Below are 12,890 nucleotides of genomic sequence, written 5' to 3' on the forward strand. Positions count from 1 at the left end.
TGACATCCCGCGGGAGTCAGACACCCCTTGCTGCTCAGTTCAGGCTGGCGCCTGAGAGCTTCACGATTTCCTGGTACTTGTCTTTCTCGCTCTTGACGAACTCGGCGAACGCCTCGGCGGTCATGGGCTCGGTTTCGGATCCCATAGCCAGCAGGCGCTGGCGCACATCGGGCTGCTTCAGCGCGTCGGCATAAGCCTGGTTGAGCTTGGCGACCACGTCGGCGGGCGTGCCCCCCGTCGTGAACACGCCGAACCACGTACCCAGATCGAAACCCTTGATCCCCGCTTCGTCCACAGTGGGCACGTCAGGCAGCAGCGATGAGCGCTGAAGCGTGGTCACCGCGAGCGCCTTGACCTTGCCGTCTTTGATCAGGGGGGCCGCGGCTGCCAGGTTGTCGAACATGAAGTCCGACTGCCCGCCCAACAGGGCCAGCTGCGCCGGTGCGGCACCCTGGTAGGGAACGTGAACGACACCGATTCCCGCACGCGCCTTCAAGAGTTCGCCCGCCAGGTGCCCCGCGCTGCCATTGCCGCCCGATCCGTAGTTCAGGCGGTCGGGATTCTTTTTGGCGTAGTCGATCAGGTCGGCCAGCGAGTCGATCTGGTTGTTCCGGGCGAAGTCCATGTTCATGACCAGCACGTTCGGTACCGCGGCCACGATGGTTACCGGCTCGAAGTCCTTGACGGGATCGTACGGCAAGTTCGCGAACAGCCACGGGTTGATGGCGTGCGTCGCCACGGCGCCCATCACCAGCGTGTAGCCGTCGGGGGCCGCCTTGGCCACGAGGTCGGCGCCGATGTTGCCGCCGGCCCCCGCGCGGTTCTCGACGATGACGGGCTGGTCCAGCGACACACGGACTTTCTCGGCCAGCAGCCGCGCCGTCGTGTCGAGCGGCCCGCCGGGGGGATACGGCACCACGAAGCGCAGCGGCTTGGCGGGGAAGTCGGAGCTCTGCGCAGCGGCGGGCGCCAGGCACCCCAAAGTGGCCGCCAGGGCAACAGCGCCGCACACAAGGGAGCGGCGGGTGGACGACACGGCAGAAATTCGCGGGTTGGACATTGTTCTGGTCTCCGGTGTGGGCTTTGTGCGGCAAATAGCATACCCCACGGCATCCTCCCCGGCACCCCGCCGCCGCCGTTTCGCCTCAGTGCAGGATCTGGCTCAGGAAGAGCTTGGTCCGCTCGTTCTGCGGATTGTCGAAGAACTGATCGGGACTGTTCTGCTCGATGATCTCGCCACGGTCCATGAAGATGACGCGGTTGGCCACTTTGCGCGCAAAGCCCATTTCATGCGTGACGCACAGCATGGTCATGCCGCTTTCCTGGGCCAGGGTCACCATCACGTCCAGCACTTCTTTCACCATTTCCGGGTCCAGCGCGGAAGTGGGCTCGTCGAACAGCATGATCTTGGGGCTCATGCACAAGGACCTGGCAATGGCCACGCGTTGCTGCTGGCCCCCGGAAAGCTGGCCCGGATACTTGTTGGCCTGCTCGGGAATGCGCACGCGTTCGAGGTACTTCATGGCCGTGGCCTCGGCTTCCGCCTTCGGCTTTTTCAACACCCAGGTGGGGCCCAGCGTCAGGTTCTCGAGCACGGTCAGGTGCGGAAACAGGTTGAAGTGCTGGAACACCATGCCCACATCGCGGCGAATGGTCTCGATGTGCTTCAGATCATTGGTCAACTCGGTGCCGTCGACAATGATGTGACCCTTCTGGTGCTCTTCCAGGCGGTTGATGCAGCGGATCATGGTCGACTTGCCCGAGCCCGACGGGCCGCATACCACGATGCGCTCGCCAGGCGCGACGTCCAGATTGATATTGCGCAGCACGTGGAACTGGCCGTACCACTTGTTCACGTCCTGCATGCGGATGATGGCATCACTCATGCCTGTACTCCCATAAGGTTCGCCGGCCCGGGCCGCGCACCGCGGCGCCGGGCCCGGCAACTATCGTTGGTGGCCGGTCGCCAGGCGTTTTTCCAGGCGTTGGCTGTATTTAGACATCGAAAAGCAGAACACGAAATAGATCAGCGAGATGAAGATGTAGGCTTCCACGCCGAATCCGCGCCATGCCGCATCGGACAGGGCCGCCTTGGCCGCCAGCGTCAGGTCGAAGATGCCGATGATCACCACCAGCGACGTATCTTTGAACAACGCGATGAAAATGCTGACCAGGGGCGGTATGACAATGCGCAGGGCCTGGGGCAGGATGATCTTGCGCATCTGCTGCCAGTAGTTCAGGCCCAGCGAATCGGCGCCCTCGTACTGCCCTTTCGGTATTGCCTGCAGGCCGCCGCGCACGGTTTCCGCGATATACGCGGCCGCGAACATGATGATGGCGATCTGCGCACGAAGCAGCTTGTCAATGGAAACGCCCACCGGCAGGAACAGGGGCAGCATTACCGACGACATGAACAGCAGGCTGATCAGCGGCACCCCGCGGATCAACTCGATGTACACGACGCACAGCGCCTTGATCGCCGGCATTTTCGACTTGCGTCCCAAGGCCAGCAGTACGCCGATGGGGAATGCAAAGGCGATTCCGAACGTAGAGAGAATCAGCGTGAGCGGCAGGCCACCCCACAACGAGTTCTCGACGTAGGTCAGGCCCAGCACGCCGCCCCACATCAGCACCGCCACCGCCGTGAGCCCGACCACCCAGATCACGAGCAGGCGCAGGTTCCAGAAGCGGCGCAGGCCGCTGCAGATAATGACGCCGATAAGGATCAGGGTGGCGATCAGCGGCCGCCATTGCTCGTCATAGGGATACGTGCCGAACAGGATAAGGCGGTGCTTTTCGGCAATGAATGCCCAGCATGCGCCAGCGGCCTGTCGGCACTCCTGCGCCGTCGACGATGTGAAATCGGCTTGCAGGAATGCCCATTCGACCAGGGCCGGCACGGACATCAGCAGCAGCCACGCCACCAGCACCGTGGCGAGGATGTTCAGCGGCGAGGAGAACAGGCTGGCTTTCATCCAGGCCCAGACGCCGACCTCGCTGCTCGGGGGCGGCAAGCCCTCGCTGGGGATATGCGTAGTCGTGCTCATTTCAACGCTCCACCAGCGCGATGCGCTTGTTGTACCAGTTCATGAACACCGATATCGACAGGCTTACCGTCAGGTAGGCCGCCATGATGAGCAATATGCCTTCAATGGCCTGTCCGGTCTGGTTCATGGTGGTGTTCACCACCGACACGATGTCGGGATACCCGATGGCCACCGCCAGGGAACTGTTCTTGGTCAGGTTCAGGTACTGGCTGGTCATCGGAGGAATGATCACCCGCAGCGCCTGTGGCAGTATCACCAGGCGCAAGACGCGCGAACGGCGCAGGCCCAGCGAGCCCGCGGCTTCCCACTGGCCCTGGTTGACGGCCTGGATGCCCGAGCGCACCACTTCGGCGATAAAGGCCGAGGTGTAGATCACCAGCCCCGCCAGCAAGGCGGCGAATTCCGGCGTGATGGTCAGGCCGCCGGTAAAGTTGAAACCCTTGAGTTCGGGCATCTGAAGCGTCAGCGACGCGCCGCTGATCAGCCAGCCGGCTACCGGCAAGGCGATGAACAGGCCCAGCGCCACCCGGCCCAACGGAAACACGCGGCCTGTGGCTTCCTGCCGCTTCCTTCCCAGATGGGCGGCCACGATGGTCCCGACGATGGCCAGCGCAAGCCCGAACAGAATGAAGTCCAGCGAGTTGCCTTCCAGCGTCGGCACCTTCAGGCCGCGGTTGGAAATGAAGACTCCGGGCAACGGGTTCGCCGCCTGGCGAGGCCCCGGCATGTTTTCGGTGATCAGCGCGTACCAGAAGAACAGCTGCAGCAGCAGCGGCACGTTACGCATGACCTCGACGTACACCGAGCACACTTTGGCCATCAGCCAGTTCTTGGACAGCCGGCCCACACCGATCAGCGTGCCCAGCAGGGTTGCCAGCACAATGCCCAGCACCGCGGCGCGCAGGGTGTTCAACAGGCCCACCCAGATGGCACGGCCATAGGTATCGGCAGGCGAATAGGCGATGGGCGTCTCGCCGATGGCGAAACCCGCCTCGCGGTCGAGGAAGCCGAAACCGGTGGAGATGTTGCGTACCGCAAGGTTATGCAGCGTATTGGAAACCAGGAACCACACGGCCAGGGCGACCAAGGCCAGCGCGACAACCTGATACACCACAGCGCGCACGCCGGGGTCGTTCCAGCTCAGGCGTCGCTTGGGCGCCGCTGCCGGGACCTGTGGGTTGTTTGTCGTCATGGATTGAATCTACAGAAGTCGAACAGGGATGGCCGGAAGGATCCTGGCGCCACCTTTACTCCTGCCGCCCGCCGCTGGCGGGCCGGCAAGGCGGGCTCACCCGCCTTGCCAGGCAGCCGCGCTTAGCGCACCGGCCAGCCGTACATCAGACCGCCATCTTTGTACGAGGCGTTCAGCCCGCGCTCGAGCTTCATGGCGCTGTCTTTGCCCAGCGTACGCTCGAACACTTCGCCGTAGTTACCGACTTGCTTGATGATGGTATAGGCCCACTTGTCGTCCACACCGAGGTTCTTGCCCATGCCCGGCGTCACGCCCAGGATGCGCTGCACGTTGGGGTTGGAGCTCTTGAGCTGTTCATCGACGTTCTGGGACGTGATGCCGTATTCCTCGGCTTCGAGCATGGCGTTGAGCGACCAGCGCACAATGTTGAACCATTGCTCGTCGCCCTGGCGCACCATGGGGCCCAGCGGCTCTTTCGAGAAGTCTTCCGGCAGGATGACGAAATTGTCGGGGTTCTCGAGCGTGGTGCGGGTCGACGCCAACTGCGACTTGTCGGTGGTGAACGCGTCGCAGCGGCCCGCCGAGAACGCGCGGATGATCTCGTCGTACTTGTCGATGACCACCGGCTTGAACTCGATCTTCTGGCCGCGGAACCAGTCGGCCAGGTTCAGTTCGGTCGTGGTGCCCGGCTGCACGCAGACGGTGGCGCCATCGAGCTCCTTGGCGCTGTTCACGCCCAGCTCCTTGGACACCATCACGCCCTGGCTGTCGTAGTAATTGACGCCGGCGCCAATGAGACCCAGCGTGGTGTCGCGGGTCAGGGTCTGGGTGGTGTTGCGGGTGAGGACATCGACTTCACCCGATTGCAGGGCGGTGAAGCGCTGCTGCGTGTTCAGGGGCGTCACCTTGAACTTGCTCGCGTCGTTGAACATGGTGGCGGCGATGGCGCGGCACATGTCCACGTCGATACCCTGCCACTGGCCCTTGCTGTCCGCTATGGAAAATCCGGGGATGCCGGTAGAGACGCCGCACTGGACGAAGCCCTTCTTCTTGACGCTGTCGAACGTCGCGCCAGCGTTGGCCGCCGATGACGCTGCAAACAGTGCGGCGGCAACGGCGGCTAATTTCAGTGCTTTCATGTTTGATCTCTCCTGTAGGGGAAGCCTTGAGCGCAAGGGGTAGGGCGCGTCAAGCAACGCCGGGATGGTAGCGGTTGAGGTTTTTCGGGGACATGGGGGAAATCCCTTGACGTTTTAAATAAAAAAAAGGGACACAAAATAAGCCTGTCCGCACCCAATGCCTGCGCGCTACCCCCGCGGTACTATTGCTGCTTCATACTTTCTTGCCGCCATGATCGAATTCCAGCACGTCTTCAAATCGTATGGGCGAGGCCGTAACATCCTGGCCGATATCAACTTCCGCGTCAGCGCTGGCGAATTCATCTTCGTGTCAGGTGCATCGGGCGCGGGCAAATCCACCTTGCTCAAGCTGATCGGCGGTCTCGAGCCCGCCAGCCGGGGCTCCATACAGGTCAATGGGCAGCGCCTCGACAAGCTCCCCGCACGGGCGCGCCCCTACCTGCGCCGCGCCGTCGGCGTCATTCTGCAAGACACCCATCTGCTGTTCGACCGCAGCGCATTGCAGAACGTCATGCTGCCGCTGGCCGTCACCGGCCAGGCACCCGATTCGGCCAGCAGCCGGGCGCGCGCCGCGCTCGACAAGGTGGGCCTGGCCGGCAAGGAAAACATGAACCCCATCGAATTGTCGGGCGGCGAGCAGCAGCGCCTGGCCATCGCGCGCGCCATCGTCAACCGGCCCGCCATCCTCATCGCCGATGAACCGACGGCCAACCTGGACCACGACACCGCGCAGCGCATCCTCAACGTGTTTCGCGACTTCAATCGCGTCGGGGTCACCACCCTGATCGCCTCGCACGACGAAGCCCTGATGTCGCGCTACGCGACCCGCATGCTGCGGCTCGAGCCCGGCAAATTCCACGACTCGGGGGCCTCCGCATGAAATCCTGGTTGCGGCAGCATCGCTATGCCCTGACAGTCACTTTGCGCCGCCTGGCGGCACAACCCTTCTCATCGCTGGCAAATCTGCTGGTCATGGCCCTGGCCCTGGCTTTGCCGTTGCTGGGCGGCGCCATCCTGGTCTCGGCGCAGCCCGTGGCGCGGCAGGTTTCCGTGTCACCCGAAGTCACCCTCTTCCTGCACACGAATGCCCCCGCCGAGGCCGCCGCCGGCATCGCGCAGCGCATCCGCACCGACCACGCCGCGCAAGTGCAGGCCGTGCGGGTGGTCCCACGAGACGATGCACTGGCTTCGCTGCGCAACGATCCCACCTGGAACGAAGCGCTCGCGGTGCTGCCGGGAAATCCCCTTCCCGACGCCGTGGTGGCGACCCTGACCGAAGGCGATCAGCTCGCTCAGAGGGCCGACCAGCTTGCGCAGGTATGGCGGCAGTGGGACCACGTCGAGCAGGTGCAGCTCGACAGCGCCTGGGTGCAGCGCCTCGAGGCCATCCTGCGGTTCGCCCGGGTAGGCCTGCTGTTCCTGGCGGCCTGCGTGGCCGCCGTGGTGCTCGCGGCGGTCTTCAACACCGTGCGCATGCAGGCCATGCTGCAACGCGAAGAAATCGCCGTCGCCCGGCTGGTGGGCGCCACCGAATCCTTTGTGCGCCGGCCGTTTCTGTACCTGGGCGCCCTGTCTGGCGCGCTGGCGGCGCTGGCGGCCATAGGCGCGGCCTCGATCGCCCTGGCGCCGCTGAACAATGCGCTGCTCGGGCTGGCGCGCAGCTATGGCGCCGAATTCACCCTGCATTTGCCAGGCGTGCCAGTGCTGGTGGCAGCGGTGCTGGGCACCAGCATACTGGGCGCGCTGGCGGCCCGCTGGTCAGTCACGCGCAGTACGCGCTTTTAACGCCTCTATTGCCCTGAACGAAACCGGCCGGCCGACGCTATATTGGCCAGTCGGTAACCGAGGCGCAGCCTAATTTATTGGGGACGCAACACCCGGCCGTCTTGGCCGGGACGCGTCTGCGCAACGGATTCCGTCCGTGGCCTTGTGCAATTTAATTACATAAAACATATTTGCTAACATTGCAGAACTGCTAAATACCGGCCTCGCGCCGATCCGCCGTCTCTTGAACACGGCTACACCATGCCCCCTCGCCTAGACGCCCGCGCGACTCGTCACTATTTTGATAGTGTCTTCCAATGTCCCGCGGTGAAGGTTCTGCCCAACGAGTTTTATGTGGCAGCCAACGGCGAAGACCTGATGATCTCGACTGTGCTGGGTTCCTGCGTGGCCGCCTGCATCCGCGACCCGCAGACTGGCATAGGGGGCATGAACCACTTCATGCTTCCCGAAGGCGACGGCGACGCCCCCGCCTCGGCCACCATGCGCTATGGCGCTTATGCCATGGAAGTCCTGATCAACGAGCTGTTGAAAGCGGGCGCCGCCCGTGAACGGCTCGAAGCCAAGGTGTTCGGTGGCGGAGCCGTACTCAGCGCCATGCAGCAGCTGAACATCGGCGAACGGAACGCCCGATTCGTTCTCAGCTACTTGCGCACTGAAGGCATACCGGTGCTGGCGCAAGATCTGGGCGATGTGCGAGCGCGCCGCATTGGGTACTTTCCGCGCGATGGGCGCGTCATGGTGCGCAAGCTGGCGCCGCACCACCACAAGGCGCAGGCCTTGATCGCCCAGCGCGAACAGGTGGCCGCGCAAACCGCGCGCGCCAAGGCCCAGACCCCGCCCAGGTTCGAACGCTTCAATACGCCGGGCCGCTAGGCCTACGACGGTGCACGCCGGCGCTGCCGCGGCCGGCGACCGGTCGGCGAGCGGCGCCGCGGCAGGTCCAGGCGAACTCAGGCGGCGCGCACCCCGTCGATGGCGAGCACCGACGCGCTGAACCCCTGCAACAGCTCCGCGCGGCGGGCGGCGGCCCGTTGCATGGCGGCCTCCTTGATATGGCCGTAGCCGCGTATGGTTTCAGGCAGGCTCGCCAGCGCGACTGCGTTGTCGAGATTCGCGCGCGTCAGCTTGGGCAGTATCGACAGCACATCACTCTGGTAAGTATGGATCAATGCCCTTTCGGCTCGGCGTTCAGCGGTGTAGCCGAATACATCCAGCGGCGTGCCGCGCAGCCCGCGCAAACGGGCAAGCAATGCGAATACCTTCAGTACGCCCGGGCCATACGCGCGCTTGATCAGGTGGCCCTGGGCGTCGCGGCGCGCCAGCAGCGGCGGCGCCAGATGCAAGCGCAGCTTCCAGTCGCCCTCGAATTGCGCGTCGACCTGCTTGAGGAATTCGCCGTCTGTATATAAGCGAGCCACTTCATACTCGTCTTTGTAAGCCATCAGCTTGAAGTAATAGCGAGCCACGGCCAGGGCAAGCCGGTTTGTGCCAGTGGCGGCCAGTTCGGCCTGCGCGACCTGCTGTACCAGGTCACGGTAGCGGGCCGCATAGGCGGCGTTCTGGTAGGCCGTGAGGAATTCGCTGCGTGTCGCCACCAGCGCCTCCAGCTCGCCCGCCGGCCGTTTGATATCGACCACGGCGCCGGGCTGCCCACGCCGGACTTCGACATAATCGGAAGACGGCGCATCGGCGCGCCGCCCAGCCAGCCGCTGCACACCCGCCAGATCATGCGCGGCCCGACGCCCCCAGGCAAAGGCGGCCTGGTTGGCCGGCACCTGCTGGCCGTTGAGCTCTATGGCGCGCAGCAAGGCCTCCTGGCCCAGCGGCAGCCAGCCTTTCTGGTACGCGTAGCCCAGCATCATGGGGTTGGCATAAATGGCGTCGCCCAACAATCCCACCGCCAGCTCGGCCGCATCGAGCATATCGACGTGACCCGGATCGCAGGCCGCCCGCAATTCGCTTTGCAGGTCGGCGCCCGGCAGGCGCCAGTCGGGGTTGTTGACGAACGCCGCAGTGGGCGCGACATCGCTATTGAGCAGCACGCGCGTGCGGCCGGCCTTCATGCGGGCGAGGGACTCGGGACTGGCCGCCACCACGAGGTCGCCCGCCAGCACCACGTCGGCCTGGCCCATGGCGACACGGGTATTCAACAGGCTCTCGGGCGTGGACGCGAGCACGACATGCGAATAGACTGCACCGCCTTTTTGCGCCAGCCCCGCCATGTCGAGCACCGAACAGCCCTTGCCTTCCAGATGGGCCGCCATGCCCAATAGCTGGCCTATGGTGACCACGCCGGTACCGCCCACGCCGGCGACGAACACACCATAGGGTTGCGTCAGTTGCGGCAACACCGGCGCCGGCACGCCGGCATCGATGGCAGCCTGCTGTTCAAGTGCTCGCGGCTTGCGCAGCCGCCCGCCCTCCACCGTCACCAGGCTGGGGCAGAAACCTTTCAGGCAAGAATAGTCTTTATTGCAACTCGACTGGTTGATGGTGCGCTTGCGGCCGAACTCGGTTTCCAGCGGCTCGACCGACAGGCAATGCGATTTCTCGGAACAATCGCCGCAGCCCTCGCAGACGCGGTCGTTGATGACCACCCGGCGCGCGGGATCGGGGAAGGCATTGCGCTTGCGCCGACGGCGTTTCTCGGTGGCACAGGTCTGGTCGTACACCAGAACCGACACGCCCGGGTGCGCCCTCAACTCGCGCATCACGGCGTCGAGTTCGTCGCGGTGGCGTACCGGCACACCCGGCGCAAGCGTGGTCACTTCCTTGTATTTGTGCGGCTCATCGGTAACCACCACGATTCGTTCGATACCTTCGGCCGCCATCTGACGAGTAATCATGGGCACGTCGATGGGCCCATCCACCGGCTGACCGCCCGTCATGGCGACGGCGTCGTTGAACAGAATCTTGTAAGTGATGGGGACGCCGGCAGCCACCGCCGCGCGTATGGCCAGCAGCCCCGAGTGAAAGTATGTGCCGTCGCCGAGGTTGGCGAACACGTGCTTCTCGTCAGTGAACGGCGCCTGGCCGATCCATGGCACGCCTTCGCCTCCCATCTGCGTGTAGACCTGGGTATTGCGGCCCATCCAGGTCACCATATAGTGGCAGCCGATGCCGGCCATGCCGCGCGAGCCTTCGGGCAGCCGCGTAGAGGTGTTGTGCGGGCAGCCCGAACAGAACCACGGCTTGCGTTCGGTCACCACGCGCGGCATCGCTTGCGCCCGCTCCCGCTCGGAGATGAACGCCAGCCGCGCTTCAATGCCGGCGCGCACGTCATCCGGCAGTTCATAACGCAGCAGACGCGCGCCCACGGCCTTGGCCACCATGGCGGGCGAGAACTCATAGTGCGCCGGCAGCAGCCAGTTGCCCTGCGGCACCGCCCATTCTCCGCCGTCTTTATCGTCGAACTTGCCCGACACCCTCGGAATCTTCTTGCCGCTGCCAATCCAGCTGAACAACTCTTCTTTAAGCTGATATTCGAGCACCTGGCGCTTTTCTTCCACCACCAGGATCTCGTCCAGTCCTTCGGCGAACTGCTGCACGCCGGTGGCTTCCAGCGGCCACACCATGCCCACCTTGAACAGCCGCACGCCAATGCGGCGGCACACGTCCTCGGTAAGTCCGAGATCCACGAGGGCCTGGCGGGTATCCAGATACGCCTTGCCGGAGGTCATGATGCCGAACCGGGCCTGGCTTTGCGGCACATGCCACAATTCGCGGTTCAGGCCGTTGGCGCGCGCGTAGGCCAGCGCGGCATACAGCTTGTAGTCGAGCAAGCGCGCTTCCTGCTGCAGCGGCGTATCGGGCAAGCGGATGTTCAGGCCATCGGCGGGCAGCTGGAAGTCGTGCGGCAAGGCGATCCGCACGCGGTCGGGATCCACGTCCACCGATGCTGAAACTTCAACGATGTCGGTGATGCATTTCATGCCTACCCACACGCCGGCATAGCGGCTCATGGCCCAGCCATGCAGCCCGAAGTCCAGGACTTCCTGCACGCTCGACGGGAACAGCACCGGAATCATGCAGGCCTTCAGGATGTGGTCGCTCTGGTGCGGCAAGGTGGACGACTTGGCCGGGTGGTCGTCGCCCGCCACCACCAGCACGCCGCCATGCGGCGAGGTGCCCGCTGCATTGGCATGCTTGAACACATCGCCGCAGCGGTCGACCCCCGGGCCCTTGCCGTACCACATGCCGAATACGCCGTCATAGCGCGCGCCCGGGAACAGGTTGACCTGCTGCGATCCCCACACTGCCGTGGCGGCCAGGTCTTCGTTGATGCCGGGCTGGAATTCAATGTGGTGCGCCCTCAGGTACTTGGCGGCTTTCCACATGTTCTGATCGACGCCCCCCAGGGGCGAGCCGCGGTAACCCGATACGAAACCCGCGGTATTCAGGCCGGCACGCTGGTCGCGCAGGCGCTGGTTCATGGGCAGGCGCACCAGTGCGTGGATACCACTCATCCAGGCACGACCGCTGTCCAGGGTATACCTGTCGTCCAGCTGAACGGAAGCAAGCGCCGCGCGCTGCGCGGACGTCAAAGGGGCATTCATGTCTACTCCGAGGGTCTTGGATGCCCGGGCCAGCGTCGCGAGCCGGCTCTTGTGAAGCCGCGGCGGGCTGGAACGGGCGAAAGTGCCGTTGTTCCACCCAGGTTGTACCCGCCGGGGCGGGGGGGATGCAATAGGGACGGGACCGGATGGCGTGATGGCCGATACCTGAGGCCAGGGGTTCAGGCCGACGCGGCAGTTCAGTCCTGGGCTGCCGCGTGCTTCCAACATACGCGCTGCGCAATCTCGCCAACCATCATCCCGATGCGACCGACCGAGTCCACATGGTATGACGCGAAATATTCATACGCCGGAAGCGTGGGAGCGCCGCGTATCGTCTGCAGCGCTTCCTCGCCAGGCGGAACCCTCACACAGGCTTCGCTGATCACGCCTATGGCCATGCCCGCTCGGACCAGGCCCAGCATCGTCTCAACCGAGTTGGTGCAACTCAATCGCACCGGCCACAATCCACTGTTCCGAAACAGCTCTTCGAGTGCGCCGTAGGTGGCCGAATCCCGGGCATACGTCACGATTCGATGCTGGACCAGGTCGGACAACGCGACGTTTTCGGGCACGCCCAGCGCCCGGCTGGCCACCCATCGCGTTTCGTAGCGCGCAAGCGGCAAGTTCCGGACTCCGGCGCTCAGCGTATTGCCCATGATGATGGCCAGATCCAGTTCGCCGCGTTCCAGCAGGTTGCGCAACCGCGGAGAGGTGTCCACGATCAGTTCCGCCGTCAAATGCGGCAGGTCGCGCTCCAGTTCCCTGAACAGATCGACGATCCAGGCGTTGACGATGGTGCTGGTCGTGCCGATGCGCGCCCGCTGCAGCTTTTTTTCGCCGCCGGACGCCAGCATTTTGAGCTCGGCGGAGGTATCAAGCAGATGCTCCGCCAATTGCAATAACTGCATGCCTTTGGAGGTGAGCTGCACGTCGCCCCCTCTGCGGTCGATCAACTCGGCGCCGAGCTCCCGCTCCAGCGACGCCAACCTCATCGAAATGGCAGGCTGGGTGATATGCAGCCGGTTGGCCGCCACCCGGAAGTTGCGCAGGGTCGCAATCGATACGAACGCCTCAATCTGGCGTAATTCCATAGGCCACCATCAGTGAAACTTATCAAAGTTTCAGATAAAAATTAATTGGACGAATGACCTTATAGAAAATAAAGTGCGGC

Annotated in this window: 10 protein-coding genes; 3 read left to right on the forward strand and 7 right to left on the reverse strand. The window is 64.1% G+C overall.

Going from position 1 to position 12,890, the window contains the following annotated elements; genetic code table 11:
* Positions 1 to 34 precede the first annotated feature (34 nt).
* The 5 genes from ACV17W_RS10760 to ACV17W_RS10780 form a co-directional block, all read right to left on the reverse strand.
* Positions 35 to 1,060, reverse strand: a complete 1,026-nt coding sequence (locus ACV17W_RS10760) for a Bug family tripartite tricarboxylate transporter substrate binding protein (protein ID WP_462592329.1) — start codon at positions 1,058 to 1,060, stop codon at positions 35 to 37.
* A gap of 85 nt (positions 1,061 to 1,145) precedes the next feature.
* Positions 1,146 to 1,886 (reverse strand): amino acid ABC transporter ATP-binding protein, encoded by a 741-nt coding sequence (locus ACV17W_RS10765; protein WP_462592330.1) that lies wholly within the window; start codon positions 1,884 to 1,886, stop codon positions 1,146 to 1,148.
* A 60-nt stretch (positions 1,887 to 1,946) separates the two neighbouring features.
* Positions 1,947 to 3,047: an amino acid ABC transporter permease gene (locus tag ACV17W_RS10770; protein ID WP_462592331.1), complete on the reverse strand. Its 1,101-nt coding sequence runs from the start codon at positions 3,045 to 3,047 to the stop codon at positions 1,947 to 1,949.
* Between the two features lies 1 nt (position 3,048).
* On the reverse strand, positions 3,049 to 4,239 hold the full coding sequence (locus tag ACV17W_RS10775) for an amino acid ABC transporter permease (RefSeq protein WP_462592332.1): 1,191 nt from the start codon (positions 4,237 to 4,239) through the stop codon (positions 3,049 to 3,051).
* 122 nt (positions 4,240 to 4,361) lie between these two features.
* Entirely contained in the window at positions 4,362 to 5,378 is a 1,017-nt protein-coding gene (locus ACV17W_RS10780) for an amino acid ABC transporter substrate-binding protein (RefSeq protein WP_462592333.1), read from the reverse strand.
* Positions 5,379 to 5,589: 211 nt separating this feature from the next.
* Between ACV17W_RS10780 and ACV17W_RS10785 the strand changes: the two genes are divergently transcribed.
* The 3 genes from ACV17W_RS10785 to cheD all read left to right on the forward strand — a co-directional run bounded on the left by ACV17W_RS10785 (position 5,590) and on the right by cheD (position 8,036).
* Positions 5,590 to 6,258 carry a cell division ATP-binding protein FtsE gene (locus tag ACV17W_RS10785; RefSeq protein WP_462592334.1) on the forward strand — a complete coding sequence of 223 codons (669 nt, stop codon included), beginning with the start codon at positions 5,590 to 5,592 and terminating at the stop codon, positions 6,256 to 6,258.
* Positions 6,255 to 7,163 carry a cell division protein FtsX gene (locus ACV17W_RS10790; protein ID WP_462592335.1) on the forward strand — a complete coding sequence of 303 codons (909 nt, stop codon included), beginning with the start codon at positions 6,255 to 6,257 and terminating at the stop codon, positions 7,161 to 7,163. Before ACV17W_RS10785 ends, ACV17W_RS10790 begins: the two co-directional genes overlap by 4 nt.
* 240 nt (positions 7,164 to 7,403) lie before the next feature.
* Complete coding sequence (cheD, locus tag ACV17W_RS10795) at positions 7,404 to 8,036, forward strand: chemoreceptor glutamine deamidase CheD (protein WP_462592336.1); 633 nt, start codon at positions 7,404 to 7,406, stop codon at positions 8,034 to 8,036.
* Between the two features lie 77 nt (positions 8,037 to 8,113).
* Here cheD and ACV17W_RS10800 read toward each other — a convergent pair whose 3' ends face one another.
* Both ACV17W_RS10800 and ACV17W_RS10805 read right to left on the reverse strand, forming a co-directional pair.
* Positions 8,114 to 11,719 carry an indolepyruvate ferredoxin oxidoreductase family protein gene (locus ACV17W_RS10800; protein WP_462592337.1) on the reverse strand — a complete coding sequence of 1,202 codons (3,606 nt, stop codon included), beginning with the start codon at positions 11,717 to 11,719 and terminating at the stop codon, positions 8,114 to 8,116.
* 197 nt (positions 11,720 to 11,916) lie between these two features.
* Positions 11,917 to 12,810, reverse strand: coding sequence for a LysR family transcriptional regulator (locus tag ACV17W_RS10805; protein ID WP_462592338.1), 894 nt, complete (start codon positions 12,808 to 12,810; stop codon positions 11,917 to 11,919).
* Positions 12,811 to 12,890 lie beyond the last annotated feature (80 nt).

It is taken from the genome of Bordetella sp. MIP270_01_BMS, assembly GCF_054958705.1.

Excerpts from the sequence above, each read along its gene's own strand:
- ACV17W_RS10760 (WP_462592329.1), bottom strand. The coding sequence starts at position 1,060 with ATGTCCAACCCGCGAATTTCTGCCGTGTCGTCCACCCGCCGCTCCCTT.
- ACV17W_RS10765 (WP_462592330.1), bottom strand. The coding sequence starts at position 1,886 with ATGAGTGATGCCATCATCCGCATGCAGGACGTGAACAAGTGGTACGGC.
- ACV17W_RS10770 (WP_462592331.1), bottom strand. The coding sequence starts at position 3,047 with ATGAGCACGACTACGCATATCCCCAGCGAGGGCTTGCCGCCCCCGAGC.
- ACV17W_RS10775 (WP_462592332.1), bottom strand. The coding sequence starts at position 4,239 with ATGACGACAAACAACCCACAGGTCCCGGCAGCGGCGCCCAAGCGACGC.
- ACV17W_RS10780 (WP_462592333.1), bottom strand. The coding sequence starts at position 5,378 with ATGAAAGCACTGAAATTAGCCGCCGTTGCCGCCGCACTGTTTGCAGCG.
- ACV17W_RS10785 (WP_462592334.1), top strand. The coding sequence starts at position 5,590 with ATGATCGAATTCCAGCACGTCTTCAAATCGTATGGGCGAGGCCGTAAC.
- ACV17W_RS10790 (WP_462592335.1), top strand. The coding sequence starts at position 6,255 with ATGAAATCCTGGTTGCGGCAGCATCGCTATGCCCTGACAGTCACTTTG.
- cheD (WP_462592336.1), top strand. The coding sequence starts at position 7,404 with ATGCCCCCTCGCCTAGACGCCCGCGCGACTCGTCACTATTTTGATAGT.
- ACV17W_RS10800 (WP_462592337.1), bottom strand. The coding sequence starts at position 11,719 with ATGAATGCCCCTTTGACGTCCGCGCAGCGCGCGGCGCTTGCTTCCGTT.
- ACV17W_RS10805 (WP_462592338.1), bottom strand. The coding sequence starts at position 12,810 with ATGGAATTACGCCAGATTGAGGCGTTCGTATCGATTGCGACCCTGCGC.